The sequence below is a fragment of the Pantoea sp. MQR6 genome (assembly GCF_022761075.1).
In the GTDB taxonomy this organism is placed as follows: domain Bacteria; phylum Pseudomonadota; class Gammaproteobacteria; order Enterobacterales; family Enterobacteriaceae; genus Pantoea; species Pantoea phytostimulans.
Genome location: NZ_JAKYXB010000001.1, coordinates 2092777 through 2113589 on the forward strand (window position 1 = coordinate 2092777; position 20813 = coordinate 2113589).

At 51.1% G+C, this 20813-nt stretch carries 23 protein-coding genes; 6 read left to right on the top strand and 17 right to left on the bottom strand.

The features are described from left to right. Positions 1–81: 81 nt before the first annotated feature. Positions 82–1086 carry a phosphotransferase gene (locus MUG06_RS09840; RefSeq protein WP_243078427.1) on the bottom strand — a complete coding sequence of 335 codons (1005 nt, stop codon included), beginning with the start codon at positions 1084–1086 and terminating at the stop codon, positions 82–84. 258 nt (positions 1087–1344) lie between these two features. Here MUG06_RS09840 and eat point away from each other — a divergent pair, with 258 nt between their 5' ends. Both eat and MUG06_RS09850 read left to right on the top strand, forming a co-directional pair. Then, positions 1345–2709 carry an ethanolamine permease gene (gene eat, locus MUG06_RS09845; protein WP_215847476.1) on the top strand — a complete coding sequence of 455 codons (1365 nt, stop codon included), beginning with the start codon at positions 1345–1347 and terminating at the stop codon, positions 2707–2709. A gap of 153 nt (positions 2710–2862) precedes the next feature. Next, positions 2863–3579, top strand: coding sequence for a GntR family transcriptional regulator (locus tag MUG06_RS09850; RefSeq protein WP_243078428.1), 717 nt, complete (start codon positions 2863–2865; stop codon positions 3577–3579). A 2-nt stretch (positions 3580–3581) separates the two neighbouring features. Here MUG06_RS09850 and MUG06_RS09855 read toward each other — a convergent pair whose 3' ends face one another. Beyond that, on the bottom strand, positions 3582–4781 hold the full coding sequence (locus tag MUG06_RS09855; RefSeq protein WP_243078429.1) for an enolase C-terminal domain-like protein: 1200 nt from the start codon (positions 4779–4781) through the stop codon (positions 3582–3584). A 283-nt stretch (positions 4782–5064) separates the two neighbouring features. Between MUG06_RS09855 and MUG06_RS09860 the strand changes: the two genes are divergently transcribed. Beyond that, complete coding sequence (locus MUG06_RS09860; protein WP_243078430.1) at positions 5065–6459, top strand: PTS transporter subunit EIIC; 1395 nt, start codon at positions 5065–5067, stop codon at positions 6457–6459. Between the two features lie 230 nt (positions 6460–6689). Here MUG06_RS09860 and mak read toward each other — a convergent pair whose 3' ends face one another. After that, on the bottom strand, positions 6690–7601 hold the full coding sequence (gene mak / locus MUG06_RS09865; RefSeq protein WP_243078431.1) for a fructokinase: 912 nt from the start codon (positions 7599–7601) through the stop codon (positions 6690–6692). 146 nt (positions 7602–7747) lie between these two features. Here mak and rdgC point away from each other — a divergent pair, with 146 nt between their 5' ends. After that, entirely contained in the window at positions 7748–8659 is a 912-nt protein-coding gene (gene rdgC / locus MUG06_RS09870; RefSeq protein WP_243078432.1) for a recombination-associated protein RdgC, read from the top strand. Between the two features lie 30 nt (positions 8660–8689). On the opposite strand, the gene ppnP is transcribed toward rdgC, so the two are convergent. The 7 genes from ppnP to aroL form a co-directional block, all read right to left on the bottom strand. Further along, positions 8690–8980 carry a pyrimidine/purine nucleoside phosphorylase gene (ppnP, locus tag MUG06_RS09875; RefSeq protein WP_009091800.1) on the bottom strand — a complete coding sequence of 97 codons (291 nt, stop codon included), beginning with the start codon at positions 8978–8980 and terminating at the stop codon, positions 8690–8692. Positions 8981–9086: 106 nt separating this feature from the next. After that, complete coding sequence (locus MUG06_RS09880) at positions 9087–9764, bottom strand: AroM family protein (RefSeq protein WP_215847479.1); 678 nt, start codon at positions 9762–9764, stop codon at positions 9087–9089. Between the two features lies 1 nt (position 9765). Next, a complete protein-coding gene (locus MUG06_RS09885; protein WP_243078433.1) occupies positions 9766–10698 on the bottom strand; it encodes a DUF1177 domain-containing protein in 933 nt (310 codons plus the stop codon). 14 nt (positions 10699–10712) lie between these two features. Further along, positions 10713–12272 carry an OPT/YSL family transporter gene (locus MUG06_RS09890; RefSeq protein ID WP_215847481.1) on the bottom strand — a complete coding sequence of 520 codons (1560 nt, stop codon included), beginning with the start codon at positions 12270–12272 and terminating at the stop codon, positions 10713–10715. Between the two features lie 197 nt (positions 12273–12469). Then, positions 12470–13222 (bottom strand): IclR family transcriptional regulator, encoded by a 753-nt coding sequence (locus MUG06_RS09895; protein ID WP_243078434.1) that lies wholly within the window; start codon positions 13220–13222, stop codon positions 12470–12472. Positions 13223–13497: 275 nt separating this feature from the next. Next, the gene (locus MUG06_RS09900; protein ID WP_215847483.1) at positions 13498–13689 is read right to left on the bottom strand and encodes a YaiA family protein; all 192 of its coding nucleotides are present in this window, start codon (positions 13687–13689) and stop codon (positions 13498–13500) included. Positions 13690–13805: 116 nt separating this feature from the next. Then, the gene (aroL, locus tag MUG06_RS09905; RefSeq protein ID WP_215847484.1) at positions 13806–14330 is read right to left on the bottom strand and encodes a shikimate kinase AroL; all 525 of its coding nucleotides are present in this window, start codon (positions 14328–14330) and stop codon (positions 13806–13808) included. 284 nt (positions 14331–14614) lie between these two features. On the opposite strand from aroL, the gene MUG06_RS09910 reads away from it, so the two are divergent. Next, positions 14615–15283, top strand: a complete 669-nt coding sequence (locus MUG06_RS09910; protein ID WP_243078435.1) for a DUF2076 domain-containing protein — start codon at positions 14615–14617, stop codon at positions 15281–15283. A gap of 2 nt (positions 15284–15285) precedes the next feature. On the opposite strand, the gene MUG06_RS09915 is transcribed toward MUG06_RS09910, so the two are convergent. The 3 genes from MUG06_RS09915 to MUG06_RS09925 are packed head-to-tail and all read right to left on the bottom strand — an operon-like array spanning position 15286 to position 16707. Continuing rightward, positions 15286–15735 (bottom strand): YaiI/YqxD family protein, encoded by a 450-nt coding sequence (locus tag MUG06_RS09915; protein WP_215847485.1) that lies wholly within the window; start codon positions 15733–15735, stop codon positions 15286–15288. A gap of 9 nt (positions 15736–15744) precedes the next feature. Then, entirely contained in the window at positions 15745–16188 is a 444-nt protein-coding gene (locus MUG06_RS09920) for a YetF domain-containing protein (protein WP_243078436.1), read from the bottom strand. 9 nt (positions 16189–16197) lie between these two features. Further along, positions 16198–16707: a hypothetical protein gene (locus tag MUG06_RS09925; protein ID WP_243078437.1), complete on the bottom strand. Its 510-nt coding sequence runs from the start codon at positions 16705–16707 to the stop codon at positions 16198–16200. A gap of 91 nt (positions 16708–16798) precedes the next feature. Between MUG06_RS09925 and proC the strand changes: the two genes are divergently transcribed. Further along, positions 16799–17611 carry a pyrroline-5-carboxylate reductase gene (gene proC, locus MUG06_RS09930; RefSeq protein ID WP_215847487.1) on the top strand — a complete coding sequence of 271 codons (813 nt, stop codon included), beginning with the start codon at positions 16799–16801 and terminating at the stop codon, positions 17609–17611. Positions 17612–17846: 235 nt separating this feature from the next. On the opposite strand, the gene MUG06_RS09935 is transcribed toward proC, so the two are convergent. The 4 genes from MUG06_RS09935 to MUG06_RS09950 all read right to left on the bottom strand — a co-directional run bounded on the left by MUG06_RS09935 (position 17847) and on the right by MUG06_RS09950 (position 20722). Next, entirely contained in the window at positions 17847–19373 is a 1527-nt protein-coding gene (locus tag MUG06_RS09935; RefSeq protein WP_243078438.1) for an apoptosis inducing factor family protein, read from the bottom strand. Positions 19374–19678: 305 nt separating this feature from the next. Continuing rightward, on the bottom strand, positions 19679–19981 hold the full coding sequence (locus tag MUG06_RS09940; RefSeq protein ID WP_243078439.1) for a PsiF family protein: 303 nt from the start codon (positions 19979–19981) through the stop codon (positions 19679–19681). Positions 19982–20101: 120 nt separating this feature from the next. Then, on the bottom strand, positions 20102–20356 hold the full coding sequence (gene iraP / locus MUG06_RS09945; protein ID WP_215847489.1) for an anti-adapter protein IraP: 255 nt from the start codon (positions 20354–20356) through the stop codon (positions 20102–20104). A 210-nt stretch (positions 20357–20566) separates the two neighbouring features. Continuing rightward, positions 20567–20722, bottom strand: coding sequence for a hypothetical protein (locus MUG06_RS09950; protein ID WP_215847490.1), 156 nt, complete (start codon positions 20720–20722; stop codon positions 20567–20569). Between the last annotated feature and the right edge of the window lie 91 nt (positions 20723–20813).

Consider the following 20813-nt stretch of genomic DNA (forward strand, 5'->3'; position numbering starts at 1 on the left):
ATCACACCTTTAACGTAAAGCACGCGTAAAAGAAACGAAGCGAGGCACCGCGGCAGCGCATATGCGCTCACCGCTGGTGCATTACGCGCCGACCGGCAGCTGTTCAGTTTCCAGATAGCGGCGGCAAAGACGGACAGAATGCGCAGCCCATTGTGGCCCCAAACTCTGCGCCATTTCAGTTTCAGCATGCGATCCTACCCATGCGGTAAGCTGGATACGGCGCTGGATCAGCAAGGTCGGTACCATCGCCATCTCTTTATCGCTGATGTGCGCCACCTGCTCATAGCCGCGGATCCAATTCTCAACCCACTCTCCGGCGCGAGGATGGTGCTCAACAAAGCTGATCGCGGCGGCCAGATCATGCAGATACCAGCCGAGGCCGCAATCATCAAAATCGATCACCCGCGTTTCGCCTTTGTGCAGCAGCAGGTTAGTCAGGCGAAGATCCGCATGGATCAAACCGTAACGATCCGCGCCTTTACCGAAAGTGTCTAACTGCTGGCCCACACGATCTATCGCCTCTTCAACCACGCCATGATCCGCAGGATCGAGCGCTGGCGCGTCTTGCCAGCGTCCCCAATGACTTTGCGCACTGGTCATGGTGTGGTGATCCCAAATGATACGTTGGAATCCGGCGGGTTTCTGCCAGCTTTTACTGTGCTGATGCAGTCGTGCGGTGATATTGCCCAACTGCTGAAAGGCTTTGGGATCGACATCGGTGGTGGGCATCTCGCCTTCGATCCAGTGAAATAACACCACGTGACGCGCGCCACCTTCGGGCAGCAACAGCGTCAACACTTTTTCCCCTTCATTATCCGCTACCGCTTCCGGCACCACGATGCCGGTTTCCCGCAGCGCATCCAGCCACAGCAATTCACTGACGATGTCAGCTTTCTGATGATAATTGCCACGATGCAGGCGCAGCGCGTAGCGCTTTCCCGCCGCTTTTAACAGAAAAGTGGCGTTTTCGGAGCGACACAGCAAGCTCAGCTCGCCCTGAAGCGCAGCGGGATAGCGGCTTAGCGCCTGCTGCGCCAGCGCGGTCAGTTGGGAATCAGTCAGACTGTCATATTGTTTAGCACTCATCAGTTCGGCTCCAGTAGCTTGCGTGTTATCAGCATGGGACGCCAGCTCCGCAACTGCTTGACCGCAGGCCACCTAAAGTTGACCGCAGCGTGCATCTGGCACCGTTTTTGCCTCTAAGTTGACCGTGGAGGACAAAACTCACCGCGCCCGCGTCAAGTCTTTATCACCCAGGCAGCGGCATTATCCCTTCACTGTAGCGCAAACGATTAAATCGCGGTGTCCATGCCGCTTAGCACCAACAACGACGGGGATAACATTATGACGAGCAAGCTCAAACCCACATTAGGTGCCCTGCATCTTTGGGGAATCGCAGTTGGCCTGGTCATTTCAGGCGAATATTTTGGCTGGAGTTACGGTTGGGGCGTGGCGGGCACCTTGGGCTTTTTAATCACTACCGCGCTGATTGCCACCCTCTACACCTGCTTTATTTTCAGCTTTACCGAACTGACCACCGCCATTCCCCACGCCGGTGGCCCGTTTGCTTATAGCCGCCGCGCCTTTGGTGAAACGGGCGGAATGATTGCTGGCCTGGCGACCTTGATTGAATTTGTTTTTGCACCCCCGGCGATTGCGATGGCAATTGGCGCTTATCTCAACGTGCAATATCCCGATCTTAATCCTAAAACAGCGGCGGTCGGTGCCTATATTGTTTTCATGACGCTGAATATTCTCGGCGTGAAGTTGGCCGCGATGTTCGAATTGGTGGTCACGATACTGGCGGTGATGGAACTGCTGGTGTTTATGGGCGTGGTCTCGCCGGGCTTTAGCCTGACCAATTTTACGTCTCACGGCTGGGCGGGTAGCGACAGCTTTGGCATGCCTGCGCTTTCCGGTATTTTCGCGGCAATTCCTTTTGCCATCTGGTTTTTCCTCGCCATTGAAGGCGCGGCGATGGCGGCAGAAGAAGCCAAAGATCCTAAGCGCACCATCCCGAAAGCCTACATTACTGGCATCCTGACCTTGGTGGTGCTGGCGATTGGTGTGATGGTGTTAGCCGGCGGCGCGGGCGACTGGCGCACGTTATCAGGTATCAACGATCCGCTGCCGCAAGCCATGAAAATGATTGTGGGTGAAAACTCTAACTGGATGCACATGCTGGTGTGGATTGGCCTGTTTGGTCTGATTGCCAGCTTCCACGGTATTATTCTTGGCTATTCTCGCCAGTTCTTTGCTTTGGCCCGCGCCGGTTATTTACCGCCAGGTCTGGCGAAACTCTCACGCTTTCAGACGCCACATCGCGCCATTATCGCGGGCGGTTTAATTGGTATCGCTGCAATTTACAGTGATGGCTTTATTAATCTGCAAGGCATGACGCTGACCGCCGCGATGATCACGATGGCGGTGTTTGGCGCCATTGTGATGTACATCATGAGCATGCTTAGCCTGTTCAAGCTGCGCCGAACGGCACCGGAAATGGAACGCAGTTTCCGTGCGCCGGGTTATCCGATTGTCCCTGGCATTGCATTGGTGCTTTCAGTGGTATGCCTGTTGGCGATGTTGTGGTTTAACCCGGTGATCGGCGCGCTGTTCGTGGCATTTATGGCAGTGGGATATCTTTATTTCCTGGCGACTAAATCACAACGCGACAGCGCACCACAAGACAGCATGCTAGTGGGAGAATAAGTTAACGCGTTACCTGGGTTAAAGAGGTACTCGAGGCCGGTTTATTCAGTCGTGACCAGACGATTTGGCTAAATCGGCCTTTGCTATTAACGCTTTGCTTGCGAGTGATATGATTCCTGCCAAGCCAACACGTGACGCGCAGCAGGAATGTAGATGAAGAAAAAAGAGTTCGTGACCCAGGATCTGCTTAGCAAGATTTATCAGTCCGACGCTGACGGGCCGCGTAAACTCCCACCCGAACGCCAGTTGGCCGAAGAGTATAGCGTGTCACGCTTCACTATCCGTCAGGCACTGGAAAAACTGGTTAGCATTGGCGCCGTACGCATTGTTCAGGGTTCGGGCATCTGGATTAATGCGTCAGTGCGCAGCAATCCACTGGTCTATAACTCGATCACCGAAAAACGCTTTGACCAAATTCACTTCCGCCTCATCAGTTTGCACAAGCGCCGACCCGACAGCGATGAACAGAAGATATTCGACATTGATGACGAGACTTTTATTTGGGCCTTCTGCCGCTTGCGCTATGTTGATGATGTCGCTGTACAGATTGAGCATTCACGTCTCCCGGTGTCACTGTTTCCCGATCTCACCCGCGAGGTCACTGAACGCTCAATGCAAAAATATGTGCTGAGCAAGGGCTATACCATTTCACATATGCTCACCAGCTATCGCGCAATCTGTATCAGTCGTGAACAGGCCGCGTTGTTAGGCTGTAAAAAAGGCAGCCCGGCGATGCACATCATCAACCGGGGCATGTTGCAGGGCGGGCGCGTTTATGAAATTAGCGACATTACCGATATCAATTTCACCTGCACTTACCTCACCCCTTTTAATCACAATAATCTTGAGTATCGTCAGGAAAATCGCTGAGTTTAAGGTGTGTGAATTGTGCCGTCAGGCAAGCGGCTTTGCGTCCATTCATGGGGACGATAAACCAGCGGATGCTGTGCCGCCCGTTCAGCATTGAAGGTGACGCCAATCCCCGCTTGTTGTGGCGGATAAACATAACCCTGCTTCACCTCTGGCGCGCCGGGGAATACGGCGTCAGTTAACGCTGAGCGTGGAATAAACTCCTGAATTGCCGCGTTATGAAAATGAATATTGAGATGGGTATTCACCGCCACGCCGATCGGCGTCATATCGCCCGGTCCGTGCCATGCCAGACGAACCCCAAAAGCCTGACATAATATCGCCAGTTTTATTGCCGGTGTGATGCCGCCAATTTGCGAAATATGACAGCGAATAAAATCGATGCGGCGATTAATAATCAGATCATGCCATTCTGCCGGATTATTAAATAACTCCCCTAATGCCAAGGGAATGCTGCTTTGCTGACGCACCTGTTCCAGCCAGGCGCACTGCTGCGGCGGCAAAATATCTTCAATAAAATAAGGCTGGAAAGGCTCCAGCTGTTTAGCCAGCTGCACCGCCTGCTGCGGAAACAGTCGCTCATGCACATCATGCAAAATTTCCAGCTTGTTACCATATTTCTCGCGCAGCGCACGAAACATCTCAACGGTGTTGGTCATGTACTCTTGCTGAGAATAGTAAGCGCCCTGTGTCGCATCTTGTGGCGAATGCAACGCTTCTGGCGTGCCGCCATAGAAGCCCAACTGACAACGAATATGGCGATAACCTTGCGCCAGTAATTCATCTACTGAGTGAAACAAGGCTTCCAGCGTTTCCCCGCTGGCGTGGGAATAGGCGGCAATCGCATCGCGTGATTTTCCGCCCAGTAACTGATAAAGCGGCATATCTGCCAGCTGACCTTTGATGTCCCACAACGCCATATCGACACCGGAAATCGCATTATTCATGATCGGACCGTTACGCCAGTAGGCATTAACGTTCATCATTTGCCAGAGGTCTTCAATATTATTAGCGTCACGCCCGATTAGCAGCGGATGTAAATACTCATCAACTAACGTTTTTACGGCCAACGGACGCTGTTGAAACGTAGCACAGCCATGACCTGTTACGCCTTTATTGGTTGTAACGCGCACAGTCACCAGATTATGGCGATCCGGACGAGTAATGAAACACTCGATATTTTCAATAATCGTTGGGGTCACAGCATGAGCTCCTGCTTTTTTATCAAAGGAAATAAAATATTCAGGCAAATATCTTCACCTCGAAATTGCTCTGAAGCAAAACGTTTTTTTAACTTTATTTTGGTCAGTTTTCTTTTATTTTTTTGTTAAAAAAACGAACCAATTTAGTCAAACAGCCTTGTTAAGCCCTTTCATTGCTGCAAAGTGTGAGCTTACTCATGTTTTATTGGTTTGTTTTGTTAACACCCATTCATTACCATTTCCTCGCTAATTAAAACAATAACCTCTGTCCGCAGGAGTTTTTATGGGTACGCAAGAAATTGTGAATACGATTATTCAGCTAGTCGGTGGGCAGGATAATATTAATAAGGTTTGGCATTGCATGACGCGTTTACGCTTCGATCTGCTTGATGAGAATAAAGTCGATCATGCAGCGATTAAAAAATTGCCGGGCGTATTAGGCGCGCAGATGCAAAGCGATCAATTTCAAATTATTGTTGGCCCAAAGGTGAATAGCTGGCATGAGCAATTAATTGCCGTACTGAAACCAGAAGCGGTGAATAAAAAACCGCAGGATAAAACACGCAAAAGTCTCGTCTCTCTGTTCATGGATACCGTTTCGGGTGTGTTTGGCCCGATTGTTCCGGCCATTGCGGGTGCAGGTATGATCAAAGGCTTATTAGCCGGACTGGTTGCGCTTAACGTGGTTTCAGCGAAAAGCGATACGGTTATCGTAATCGATCTCATCGCCAGCGGCGTCTTTTATTTCCTGCCCTTTTTCCTGGCGGTTTCTGCGGCAAAAATATTTAAAACCAATGAATACCTTGCAGCTGCGGTAGCGGCCTGTTTGATGTATCCCTCTTTAACAGACGCGGCAAAAGCGCTGGCAACTCATCAGGAAGGTGCCGTCACCGCATTTTGGTTTTTGAATGCTGTGCCGGTCTCAATATTTAATTACGCATCGAGCGTCATTCCCGTGATTTTTTCCATTCTGGCGTTGAGTTATATTCATCGCGGCGTGGACAGAATCATGCCGGATGTGTTGAAAACGGTATTCACGCCAACGCTTACGCTATTTCTTGCCGCACTCGCCGCATTAGTGATTATCGGCCCGATCGGCATTTGGCTGGGCAAAGGTCTGGCATGGTTTATTGAGGGATTATTTGGCGTTTCATCCAGTTTTGCCGGAATTATTGTTGGGGCTATTCGCCCGCTGGCGGTGTTAACCGGTATGCATCACGCTATGACGCCCATTGCCCTGCAAAATTTCAGCGATCGCGGCTATGACATGCTGATGCCCATGATGTTTATGGCCAATATGTCGATTGCAGGTGCTACCTTCGCCATTTGGACCCTCAATAAAGATCGCCAGGATAAAACCGTCACGCTTTCAGCGGCTATTTCCGCCTTGCTGGGCATAACTGAACCCGCGCTGTTTGGCGTGCTTACGCGCTACAAAAAAGCGTTTATTGCCGCCACCATAGCCAGCTCCGTTGCCTCTGCCTTCGTCGGTTTTTTCGGTGTGCGTTTATATGGGTATATCCTTTCAAGCATTTTCAGTTTGCCCGCTTATATTGGCCCTTACTTCATGTTCGCTTTATCTGGCGTGGGAATAGCGCTGGTACTTTCCTACTCATTAACCCTCTTGTTAGTCGGAAAGAGCGAGTCATTACACATCGCTTCGCAAAAGTCACAGTAAGATGTGTAGGGCGTTCGTTGCTTTAAGCTTGCATGGAAGCCAGGGCTGATCCGAGCGTTGATGTTGCTGTTTTGACAACGGCACAATGGATAAATGGGTGCTGGCGAGTTGTGGCCGTAAAGCGTCCGCCATAAGGAAATGGCGGACGAGGCTGCAGGGAACGGGTTACGCCGTCTTTAGGAAACAACCGCCCGTGCCGCCTGAAACACCCTTGGCACTTAACGCCAATATCAGCCCTTCAGCGGCCATAACCAAGCGGCTCCCCGCACACCACTCGAATCACCATGCATGGCTTTCAGCACCGGTGTTTCACACTCTCCGCCAAATACCCACTTCTTCATCAACGCGGGCAACGTGTGATATAGGCGATCAACATTGCTCATGCCGCCGCCTAACACAATGACATCGGGATCAAGCAAATTCACCACCTGCGCCAGCGACTTCGCCAAGCGCATTTCGTAGCGACTCATCGCCAGCTCAGCAACCGGATCCTGCTGCTCCAGTAACTGAATAATTTCAGCCCCTTTACGCGACACACCACTCAGGCGCTGATAATCAATGGCAAAACCGGTGCCTGACACAAAGGTTTCAATACACCCTTGCAACCCGCAATAGCACGGTACTTCTTCGCGATAACGTAATTCATCGGCATCCATCCACGGCAGCGGATTATGTCCCCACTCGCCCGCATTCCCATTGCCGCCAATGCGTGATTCACCCTTGATGGCGACACCGGCACCCGAACCGGTACCAATGATCACTGCAAACACCAGCGATTTGCCTGCGCCCGCGCCATCCACGGCTTCAGAAACGGCCAGACAATTCGCGTCGTTAGCGATGCGCACTTCACGATTCAGCGCCTCGGCTAAATCTTTATCCAGCGGTTGCCCATTAAGCCAGGTGGAATTGGCATTTTTTACGCGCTGGCTATACGGCGAAATCGTGCCGGGAATACCTAATCCTACGGTGCCGGTTTGACCGGTTTTCTCTTCTGCCAATAGCACTAAGTCAACAATTGCCTGTACCGTGGCTTGGTAGTCGTCTCGCGGGGTATTAATGCGATGGCGAAACAACTCCTGGCCTTCATTAGACAAGGCGATAACTTCAATTTTTGTTCCACCCAAATCAATGCCTATACGCACGGTTTATTCCTCATTATTCGTTCAGGTGAGAGATACAGTAGAGGGCGCTTACCGGAAAGGCAATGAAACCAATCCTATGTTTCGCTATCATGCGCGCTGACTCTGTTAGACTTGTGCGCCCGATCGCGCCACGGTAAGGAATCCTGATGTTGTGGTTTAAAAATATGATGGTTTATCGTCTGAATCGTGACATTCCGTTGTCCGCAGACGAGATGGAAAAACAGCTCGACGCCTTTACTTTTTCGCCGTGTGGCAGCCAGGATATGAGCAAAACCGGCTGGGTGCCGCCGATGGGCAATCGCAGTGATGCACTGACTCATGAGAATAACGGGCAGATTGTGATCTGCGCCCGTAAAGAAGAGAAAATGCTGCCTTCGCCCGTCGTTAAACAGGCGCTGGAAGCCAAAATCGACAAGCTGGAAGCAGAACAGAGCCGCAAGCTGAAAAAGACCGAAAAAGATTCGCTGAAAGATGAAGTGCTGCACAGTTTGCTCCCCCGTGCTTTCAGCCGTTTCAGCCAGACCTATATGTGGATCGACACCGTAAACAACCTGATCATGGTTGACTGCGCCAGCGCCAAAAAAGCGGAAGATATGCTCGCTTTGCTGCGCAAAAGCCTCGGTTCATTGCCGGTAGTGCCGCTGACGTTAGAAAGTCCGATTGAGCTGACACTGACTGAATGGGTACGCTCAGGCGATCTGCCCGCCGGTTTTGCGCTAATGGATGAAGCGGAGTTAAAAGCGATTCTGGAAGATGGCGGCGTAATCCGCTGCAAGAAACAAGATCTGGTGTGTGATGAAATCGCTAACCACATTGAAGCCGGAAAGCTGGTGACTAAACTGGCGCTGGATTGGCAGGAACGCATCCAGTTTGTGCTGTCGGACGATGGTTCGGTAAAACGCCTGAAGTTCAGCGACACGCTACGCGATCAAAACGACGATATCGATCGTGAAGATTTTGCTCAGCGCTTCGACGCTGACTTTATCCTGATGACCAGCGAACTCGCCGCGCTTACCAGTAATCTGGTGGAAGCGCTGGGCGGAGAATCGCAGCGCTAAAAATAATGGCCGCATCGTGCGGCCATTTATTTAGTCTTTCAGATAGCGACAGAGATAAGAACTCGGCTCACCCACCTGTAGATGAAACTCGCTGTGGCCCGGTACGTTAAACACCGAACCCGCTTCAAACCATTTCCACTCAGTCTCGCCAGGCAGCAACACTTTCAATGATCCGCTGACCACAGTCATCTCTTCGGGTTGGCCGGTGCCAAATGTATATTCGCCTTCGGCCATTACACCAACGCTGGCACGACCTGTGCTCGCACTGTCAAAACCGATGGATTTAACTTTTCCGTCAAAATACTCACTTACGTTGAGCATAATACTTCCTCACAGCACATTTAGGTGTCTGGCAGTGTAGAAGGGAACTCGCTGATCTGTCACGTGAAAAAACCAGCGATGTAGCAGAGTGTGATCTCACTAAACCTCAGACGATCAGCTCTGCCGCCAACTTCGCCACCAGCACGTTTGAAAGCAACACCGGAATACTCAACTTCTTCTGCAAGAAGTCGCGATGGTGCTGGTGATAACCAATACAATCCAGTACCACCACTTCTGCTCCCTGCGCCAGCAACGCCTCCGCTGCGGCTTGCAGTGTAGATTCATCGGCTAAATAGGGGCTGGCGACAGCGAAACAAGGTGGCTTATTAAGATGACGCCATTTGTTGGCCTGCTCACGAATTTGCTCTTTAACCGGCACCACAATGCCTACCTGATGCTGATGAACAATCGATTTTATCAGCGGCGGAATGATGCGATCTGGCTCCAGCAGTAATGCGCGTTGCGCCTTTAGCGTGCCGAATTCACCGGTGCACAACAGCAGAATAGTGTCGTAACCCGCTTCTTCCAGCGCATCTATCTTTTGCTGTAATCCCTGCTCAACCTTCGGCGCAGCGAGTCGCACCTGTTGACCATTCCGCAAGCGCGACACCAAAATGCTGTCGCCAGGTTCAGCCGCGAACTGCGCTTCAATCTCCGCAACGCTCATACCATCCAGCAAGCCTACATGATCAATGTGATCGGCAGGCAGATGCTCCAGCAGCAGCGGCAGAATATCACTGCGCGGTGACTGACCAATGGTCAGCGTGACCAGGGATTTATTCATATTATGGATTCCGGTTACGTAGATGGCTTAGGCTGCCGTATAACGCGAGCAAACGGGCGTACTCGTCTGCGTCATAGAAGTGACAGGTTTCGCGCCCGAACTCTTTCGCTACTTCAACGGCAAATTTCGCCGCCGCCGCGATATCCACTTCATGGCTCGCGCCCGTTCCGCAACCTGGCACCACCGATTCAGCGGTAATCGCTACACCGACTACCGGAACATCGGTCGCGGTGGAGGGCTGCAAAATGCTGTTCAAATGGTAAATGCCGTTGCCGTAAGGCGTGATGTCTTGCGTGGTGATCGGAAACGTCACTGCAGGGCGGCCACTGGTCATTTCCATAATGCGCAGCAGATCGTCGGAAACGCGCAAAATGTAGCCCTCTTTCACCGTTGGCGATAACGCATAACCTTTGTGATTGATGATGCGGTTACCTTTGGTGGTATCGATCGACAGAATCGCATCCACGCCCTCAACCACTTCATTGTCATTCATGGTGACGTCGTCAATCGGTGAATCCATGAAATCGACGGGCTCATGCGGACGCGTTGGCGCATCCGGGCAAATATGCGTAGTGATGATCACATCGCCCGCCAGCACGTCGCCTTTGGTTTGCATTTGTGCCAGCTTCAGGGCGCTGGTGATGGCCGCTATAGCGCCGTCGGCATCAGACACCAAGCCGATACGCGTTGGACGCGCACCGATCCCCCCCAGACGTCCAATAATGCCCAGTGTAGGCGCATGGCCGCCGTTGGCTTTGCCGTTGCTGCCGGGAATATCGACTCTTACGAAGTCGGTGCGCCCTTTCGGACCGCTAACGCGTTTGAATGTAGCGCGAACACCCGGATAATCAGCAAACAGATCCACGACCTGCTGCCCATCCACAAACGCGCTGTCGAATAATTCAAATACCTGCAAAGTCTGCTGCAAACTCATCGTCGATCCCTTAGTTATTTTTTACTGCTACTGGCAAACAGCGAATGAAAGAAGCTGTACAGAGCGTCACCGGCGATAAAGCCCGCCGCCATGACTTCCATCGGCGAACGACCGCGCTCGCCCCAGACGCGAATAATGACAATACGCAAAGCAATACCCACCACTACCGCCCAACCCGCCATCGCGTTATTAATTAATAAACCAGTGGCAAGCAGAACGCCGAGCTGGCGCTTCGGTCCACCAATGAATTGAATAATCGCGCCGGGAATGGCCCACATCAGCAAATTACCCGCAATGCCAGGTTCGGCTCCGGCCTGAATAGTTTTTGCGTAAACGCGTGCGACCGGCGGTAGCAGGTTCTCAGCAAAGAAAATTGTGTGCGCATACCACACCAGTGGAATCGAGACGACAAAGGCGATCATTGCGGCGATCAACTGAATGCGACGTCCCCATAATTCTTGCTGCATATCCGCGCCGTTACCGCGCAGGATAAAGCCCGCTTTCAGGTCGTAACCCATGTCTGCAAAAGCCGGGCCGGTAGCCGCCGTAAAGCCGCACAGCAGGCAGAGCGCCAGCGGCGGGAAGCCAAGCAAAATACCGACAATCAGGGTAATCAACGCCACGGCAAAGGCCGGGAACCAACCTGAATGCATCGCGGCAATGCCGACAATCAATTCATGTACAAAAGCGGCAAACGCGGCGTAGAGAATAAACAGCAGCAGCATGCCGATACTCATTTCGCTCCACAATCCGCCTGCCAGCGCCAGCAGGGCTGAAATTAAAAGATAGCCGACGCCGCCGAGACCCAGCGCGCGTTTCACTTCGCTGCCGTTACGACTGACCACCAGCGAATCCTGTTTACGGCTGCGAATTACCATCGCTACCTGAATCAACGCCACTAAACCGGCACCCACCATGACACCGTGGGGAATATAAAGCGCATTGATATCAATGCCGGCAATCGGTTGCGCATAGGCCCGAATCAGGAAACCGATTCCTAACATGCTCAGCGCCCATATATTGCCGATAAACGCGGTGCCAAAAGCAGACATAGGAATCTTCAACATGGAGCCGACGATGCCACCTACAATGCCGACCACCAATAACCACGCCTGACGTCCACCGCGATCGCCCGCTTTGATCGCTTCAGCTGCGGCAACACCCGGTGGCCATGCATTACTGGCTGGAAATACGCGCGTATCAAATAAGCGATAGAGTAAATAGGCATCCAGTAACATCGCAGCGCTGACGCCACAAAATAATGGAAAGACTAATTGAGGTTCACCTAACGCCCACGGAACAGCAATGGGCATTAATAAACTGTTTGCCGCACCAAAGGTGGCAGAGGAAATAGCCGTTTGCGCCAGGTTTTGTATTTCAATCGAACGATAACGCCGGAAAGCTTGCAGAGGAATACGCGCTAATAACATCGCAAAGAGCGCGCCAATAATAGAAGTGTTAGGTGTTACGCCGATGGTGGTAATTAGCTGAATGCCAATTATCGCCCCCGCTATTGAAAGTAAAATTAAAACCAGAGCAACGCCAACCTGTTTTACAGGATTTACCCTTTCCATATTGTCCCCGCCAATGAATACCCAGACGAAATGAAATAACGCTTCACGAGCCAAAAGGCTCGCTTACGTCATTTTTTAAATTTCATCCTTGATTTACCTGCAGCGCAAAATACGCTGGGTAAAGTGAAGTAAACAGGCCCGAAGGCCTGAGTTTTCCCGGTGTGGCGAAATATTACGCCGATAAAATCATTTAGAGGTTACGCGCCATATTTATCGGCCATCTCTGCAGCCGTTGCGCGTAACGCGTCTAATAGTGCTGGCGGGTATCCCGGCTCAGCATCCTGCGACAGAAACGACAGGCAGAGCGCCACCGATTCGCCATGATGTTTATTGTTAACAATGACTGATAACGAACTGATTCCAGACAACGTTTCATTACGTGCCAGCGACCAGCCCTGCTGGCGGATCTCAGCCAGGGTTTCGCACAGCGCCTCAACATTCTGCGGAGAATTGGGCGAAACGTTTTGCCAGTTATCCTGATAATACGCCTTCACATCTTCATCGCTTAATAGCGATAACAACGCCCGACCAGTCGACGTGGCGACGGCAGGCATGCGGCTGCCCGGCGGAGTGACTAATTGCGTAAAGTGGCGGCCGTGGAACATGCGCATTACCAGCACTTCTTGTCTGTCCAGCTTAGAGACATATCCCATGCAGCCCGTATTGGCGGCAAGGCGCACCATCGCTGGCGAAACGCTATCAACCAGCGGTGCAGAGAGATAATGTCCTGCTGCCGCCAGCAAGACGCGCCCAATGTGAAAACTACGCGTTTCGGGATCGCGTTCCAGCAAACCCTGACTTTCCATGGTTGCCAGCAAACGCGATACGGTGCTTTTCGGCAGCGTTAGCGCATCGACCACGTCTGTAAACGTCAGCCCGGCATGTCCCTGCGTAATGCCTTTACGCTGAAACAATTTAAGTACGGCGGATGCGTTTTCGAGTGTGGTCATTTAGCAGTTTCACTATATGGAACAGAGTTCCTGTTTCGATGCAGCGAAAGTAAAACGTGACGCTTAATCGGTCAAGCTTAAATTAACCTCAGGGCAAATTTTAGGCAGTTTAATAACGTGTCTGACGTTTAATCACAGGCGTTTTATAGGGTATTGAAGGTAAAAAGCAGGACAGGATGCAGTAATAAATGAGAAATACGAGAAATTAAAGTAAATACGCAGAGGGCAATGACGAGAGGAAACAGTTGACTGGCATCCTTGCCAGTGGAATTGCCTTACTCTTTTTCCACATCTTCATAACGGTCTTTAGCGTCTTGCGCTTCAGCTTCCGATTTATGTTCGCTAATGAGCGTATTGGGTGTGGGATGGTCGGCACGCAATTCATACCAGGTTACCTTGCTGTCTTCTGCGCCTTTATCGACGGGCACAATACGCGCTTCGCGTGGATACGGTGGTCTTGTTGGCATAATCAGTCCCTCTTGGCTAAATAGCATTCCACAAGACAGGCAATTGCCTGTCAGAAAGCAAGTATAGTCAAATGAGAGCAAAGGTAACTAAAACAGGGAAAAATCTGAGGGTTAGATCAGCTCGCGCGTGCCAGTGAAAGTGATTGCAAAATCTCCTCAACAACAGATTCGGGCAGTTGCATGGCGTTCACTTCATGATGTGCGGCGGCGCGATAAAGATGCGCGCGTTCACGTAATACATCGCTCATCTCTTCCGCAATTGGGCGGCCCGTTAGCGTTGGACGCTGCCCCGCTTCTGGCTGGTTTTCCAGGCGTTCAGCCAACACTTCGGGCGGTGCGCTTAACCAGATAACCCGGCCATTTTCGCGCATAAAGCGGCGATTCGCTTCCGCTAACACCATGCCGCCGCCAGTGGCGATAATCGTGCCGGGTGCGGTAACCGCTTTGAGTGATTCACTTTCGCGTGCACGGAAACCTTCCCAACCCTCTTCCGCCACCATTTCCGTTACGCTGCGCTGTGTAACAAGCTGCAAGTGATGATCGGTGTCGCAGAAAGCGTAGCCCAGCGCCTGCGACAGTGCTTCGCCAACGGTGGTCTTGCCGCAACCGCGTGCGCCAATCAGAAAGATGGGTAGTGACATCAGGGCAGTTCCTCCGCCGTGGCAGCCCAGAGCGGCTGTGCGTTCAGCTCAATAATGCGACGCATAATAACCGTATTTTATTATCACCTCCACCTATCAAGCATCAATTGCGTGGTAGATGCAGGAGATTGAGAATAATCTTTTGAAATCGTTAGAATAGTTGATGCACGTTTTGTGCATGAGCACTCAACCCTTACCTTCGCAACATTTACTTACTGACCGTCATTTTACTTTAACCATGCTGGCCCTCATATACTTATAAGAGTCGCAACAGGAGAGTCATCATGCAACGCGAAGAGCAACAACTTATTGATGGGCTGTTTAGCCGTTTAAAACAGGCTGAAAGTCAAACCACAGCGCGCGATGCCGCCGCTGAACAACTGATTAAGCAACATCTACAGGAACAGCCAGGCGCACCTTATTACATGGCGCAGGCGATTTTGATTCAGGAAGCGGCGCTGAAAAAGCTGAATGAGCGCGTCACTGAATTGGAAAATCGTGTTGCTCAACAGCAACAGCAGCCCCAGCAGAGCAGCGGTGGGTTCCTTTCAGGATTATTTGGCGGGCATTCACGCCAGGAACCCCCTGCACAACAGCAGCCGCCAGTCTGGAACAACGCGCCACAACAGCAGCCACCGCAATATGCCAATGCACCGGCAGCACGCGGCACCGGTTTTCTCGGCGGCGCGTTACAAACCGCAGTGGGCGTGGCGGGGGGTGTGGTAATGGCAGACATGTTGACCAGCATGTTCCACCATTCTCAGCCAGAGGAGATTGTGAACATCATCAACGAGCCGCCATTGCCGGACGTGAACAACAATCTCGATACCTTTAACGGAGGCGATCAGCAATCATTCCTTGATCAAAACAGTGGCTGGGATAACAACTTCGCCGACAACAATGATTTTAATGACGTTGGCGGCGATGATTTCGACGACGACAGCTTCGTCTAATCTCAGCGTTTTTGCTGCCTGAGCCAGCTATCCAGCTCATTCGCAAACTGTTGGCGGTCACGCGGACTCATCGCCGCTGGGCCGCCGGTCTGCACACCGCTGGCGCGCATCGTATCCATGAAATCACGCATAGTCAGCCGTTCACGAATCGTTGCTTCTGAATAACGCTCACCGCGTGGATTCAGCGCTGCAGCACCTTTTTCAATAATCTCTGCGGCCAGCGGAATATCAGCCGTGATCACCAAATCGCCTGGCTCTGCGCGTCTCACGATTTCATTATCCGCCACGTCAAAACCGGCGGGCACTTGAAGTGTGCGCAAATAGGGCGACGGTGGTACGCGCAAAAACTGATTTGCAACAAACGTCACGGTGGTTTGGGTTCTGTCCGCCGCGCGGTACAGCACTTCTTTTATGACATTCGGACAAGCGTCGGCATCGACCCAAATAGACATCGCAGTTCCTTATTCTCGGGGAATGATGGAGATCTTGCCGTTCTTCTCCAGAATGGCAAATTTTATTTGATCCAGCCGCTCCAGTCCTTGCGAACTGCGTGCGCTTTGCAGAATGTCGTCTTCACTGATTCCCGCTTTTCGGGCACGCTGGGAAAGTAATTTCCCCTCCTCAACCAGAATCAATGACGTTCCGTCGATCAACATTTCGACGCGGGGAAACCATGTTTTCAACATCCCAAACATAATATCAATCACAATCAGCGTGATGATGGTAATTGATGCACCGGTGATCGAGAAATCATCCCCCAATAACGCCTGCTGGGTAGCTTCACTGATGATCAACAGCAAAATCAGATCGAAGGAGGTCATTTCCATCAAAGTGCGTCGTCCGGCCACTTTTAGCACTACCATCAGCAGCAAATACATACTCGCCGCGCGCAATACTGTTTCCATGTCGCTCTCCTAGGGATAAACCAGTGAAGTCACTTTTACCTGGCTGTGATCGTCGAATTGTACCGTGAGCGGCAGTCGCCCATAACTTTGTGGCTGAACAGTTAACCAAACCGTAGCATCTTGCTGACCAGCACGTCTTTGCCAGCGCAAAATCAATGTATTGGCGCTGCTCCACGCTTCATCAGGTTGAGGTTGAAGCGTCTGAATCGGCAGATCGCCGAGTTGCTCACCGCTCAGGGTGATTTGATAGTGATCGCCCTCCAGTTGATGCAGGTGAAAGGAAATATCCATGTTGCTGTCGCGGCGACCAAATCGCTCATATTCGACCTGCAAACGTTTATCAATGCTGCTTACCTGCTGCTCACTGAGGAATCCCTTTGAAAAAGCGCCGCAGGCTCCTGCAATAACAATCAACACCAACACGGCATACCCGAAACGCTGGATGTGCCATTCAAGGCGTTGCCACAGCATGTCCTCTTTTACTGGATAGTCTCTACTGCGCTGTTCATCGTTCGACATCGTCTCTTCTCTCTGCGGCTGACTTGTTATTAATCCTGGCTGAAGTAAGCTAACACGCTAAGAAAATCGAATATTTCCTAAGGAGACGGCGATGTTAGAGAAGAAAATCGGGTTTATCGGCGGTGGCAACATGGCGAAAGCTATTATTGGCGGGCTGGTGAACAGCGGGAAAATTGCGCCGTCTAATATCTGGATATTTGACCGTAAACCGGAAACCAACCAGGCGCTGGCCGAACAACAGGGCATTAACGCGGCTGAGAGCGCTGAAGCGCTGGCACGCGAAGTCGACATTTTGTTTGGCGCCGTGAAGCCCAACGTGATTCTTAAAGTGCTAAAGGACCTGGCAGGACAATTGAAAAAGGATGCGCTGGTGGTTTCCATTGCCGCAGGTGTGACGCTGGATTCGCTGGCATCTGTGCTCGGTTACGACCGTAAAATCATTCGCGCCATGCCTAATACGCCCTCTTTGGTCAGTGAAGGCATGACGTCTGTAACGCCAAATGTGCTGGTTGAACAATCAGAGACAGATGAAGTGGTCGCGATCTTTGAAAGCTTCGGCAAAGCCGAGGTCGTTAACGAATATTTGATCCATTCTGTGGTGGGCGTGAGCGGATCGGCGCCTGCTTATGTTTTCATGTTTATTGAAGCGATGGCCGATGCTGCCGTGCTCGGCGGAATGCCGCGCGCGCAGGCGTATCAGTTTGCGGCACAAGCTGTGAAAGGTTCTGCACAGATGGTATTAGAAACCGGTAAACATCCAGGCGAGCTAAAAGATATGGTCTGCTCACCCGGCGGTACCACCATAGAAGCGGTAAAAGTGCTGGAAGAGAAAGGTTTCCGCGCTGCCGTTATCGAAGCGATGCAGCAATGCATGGCGAAGTCTGAAAAGTTGAGCCGCGGATAGCGTTTTAAACCGCCGTAAACCTTTTGATATGTGGTGTCAGCAGGGCGCGCAGCCCAGTGAAGTTGCATCACCCAATCGCGCCGTCTCCATATAAAATTGGAGACGGCACGCTGTGGGAAAAAGCATCCACCTGGATGCGAAAGCCAAGGCTCCATAGACGAATTTATGCCGTCTTTACGCAATAGCGTGTCATCACCCTCTGAAACGCACGTTTTGGACGTTAACCCATTTCACGCTACGAGTGACTCTCTTCCAGCAACGCCAACCCTTCCTGCATCGTCATCGGTTGCTGCATAAGCGCAACGAATTTCGCCGATAACGTATACATGCCACATGAACTCACCGCCGCTAATTGCCCCTGCTTCCCGTAAAAGGCCATGAAGTGTTTGTCTTCAAGCGAGCCAACCAATTTATATTCATCCCACTCTTCAGCATGACCCACGTAATCATAGCGGGTGGCAAATTGCGTGGTCCAAAAGAACGGAACACGGTCGTATACGATGGCGTAATCCAGCATATTTTTGGCCGCAATACGGCCTTGCTGATGCGCCACGCGATAGTGCTCAATACGCAGCGGGCCTTGTGCCGAAGGATAGGTTGCGATGTCACCCGCCACCCAGATATTTTCTGCCACCCGTAATTGGTCATCGGTTTGCAGGCTGCCATCTTCCTGTAGCGGTAAATCATGAATAAATGAGGTGGCAGGTTTGATACCGGTGGCAAATAACACCACATCAGCGGCAATAATTTTACCGTCTTTCAAACGCAGACCGGTGACGTGATGCTCACCTTCCAGCGACGCTATTTCGCCTTCAATAAATTTCACGCCGTTGGATTTATGCAGGTTATAGAAATAGTTCCCGATCTCTTCACCAAACGTTTTGGCAAAAGGAACAGAATGACGAGCCAACACCGTTACATCGATGTCGCGGTTGCGTAACGCCGAAGCCAACTCCATACCGATAAAATTATTGCCGATAATCACAATTTGCTGGCTTTCATCCACCTCTTTCAGCAGCGTGTCTGTCTGGCGCCGACTACGGAGCAGATGCACACCGGCTAAATCATTGCCGGGCAAATCGGGTTTAACCGGAACGCCACCACTGGCAATCAACAGCTTATCGAAGCTGAGTTCGCCGCCCTCACTAAAAATCAGACGCTGCTGTTTGCTGTCGATACGCGCAACGTTGGCGTGAATGCGCTCGATATGCTCCAGTACATCGCCCTTGAGCAGTTGAGGCACCTCGTTGATATCCATTTTCCCCGAGGGCACAAATTTGGTCAGCGCAGTCCGATCATAAGGCGCGTCCTCTTCGCGCTCCACTAACACCACGCGCCCTTTGAAACCTTCATGACGCAACGTCCAGAGCGCAGCGCTGCCGGCAGCTCCTCCCCCCAATACCACATAGACCGGCGACGCTGCGCCGCTGCCAATCGGAGCGGCTGGCGACATCGCTTTGGGATTGACTAAGACTTGGCCATTCTCAATGCGCAGCGGATATTGCTTGAGATCGGCGAGCGCCAGGGGATCACACATTTTGCCGTCCGCAATGTTAAACACCGCTTTATGCCATGGGCAAACCAGCTTGTCGCCGCAGAGGGCACCTTGCTCTAACGGTGCGCCAGCATGAGGACATTTGGCTTGATAAGCGTGAACATTCTCTCCGTCACGAATCAGCAGCACTTCGGTTTCACCTAATTTCTTTTTAGTCGGCTGACGTTGCGGCAGATCTTTCAAGGCGACAATAAATTGATAATTCACGACATGGCTCCTTTCGCTGTTTTCATTATTAATTACGCAGTCGTAAGCGAACCGCTGCGTAATACCCTACAAACAGTAAGTGTGGCAAAAAATTCAGCGAGCCATTGTCTGAATATAAAAATCAGCGGCTAATTATTTGTTTATAATGGATTTTTAACGAAGTATGTAATTAATACGTGGCGAATGACGTAGCAGAGGAATACGCTTTTTCAAAATAAAAAACGGCTACCCAGGCAGCCGCTGTTTTTATGACTCAATCAATTCGCGTCGCAGCAAGGCGACACGCTTGAAAAAGATCGTACCGATTAACTCTTTTTCAAACACTGACTCATATACGTTTTGCGTGCTTCACCCGCCAGTTTTTTATCCCCAGCGTCATTATTACAGGATTTCATTTTCATTTGCTGTGGCGTCATGCTGGATAACTTACTCTCTTTTTTCAGACAATCGCTCATAAAGGTTTTACGGGCATCGCCTTTGAGATCTTGCGAACTGGCGTGTTGATTACACATTGTCATTTTTTCCTGCTGCGGCGTTTTTTCTGCCGCGCTGGCAGCCGCGCTCATCAATAAGCCTGCCGTTACCATCGCCATCAAACAGCCTTTCATTATCGTTGCTCCATTGTGAGTAGACTTGATAAGTCTGGCAGGAGATAAGCAAAGCGGAGGGTTTTTAAATAATAATGATGAGAAGATCGCAAAATAGGCAACAGGGTATGCTGTTTGGCATTATATACGCGGATGTTTAAGCAACTTGTCGACGTAATTACGCAACAAAACGGCGTTTTCATCAGAAGCATCAACACCGGCACTGAACATTGCGCTTTCAATACCGGCGGCAATCGACTTTTGCTGATCAAGCTCCATCTTACGCAGCATCGCCGTCACCACAATTTCCAACGCTTCAATTTGCGCAACCAGCTCTTTAGACGCTTCTTCTTTTTCCGCGAGCTTATCCAGTAATTCAGCAATAAGGTATTTCATGCTGTTGCCTCAATGATAAGGAAACGCTGAACTTATCACCCGTCAGATTAAAAAAAAAGCGCTTTTTTCACTGTTTTCTTAGCGCGTTAAAATAAAAAAATATCAAAACAAAAATTTATTTTCTTAATAGATAAGGAGCGAAACGTTTGCTTAATAATAAAGCAGCAAGTTAAACGTTTCGCTCGCGGTTAAAGGTGCTCTATTTACACATTAGCGTGGATCGACAAAACCGCGACCTGGGCCGCCGCCGTGACCACCACCATGTCCGCCGCCCCAACCGCCCCCGCCGCCTGGTGGTGGGAAAATACATCCGCTCAACGCGGTAACCAATGCCACAACAGCAGCCAGCTTAACAATTCGTACCATATCAACCTCAAGATGGAGAAAACGGGCTGAGTGTATGAGCGCGCTGAAATGCCGACAAGAGAGAATACTCTGACTCCCGCCACTATTAATC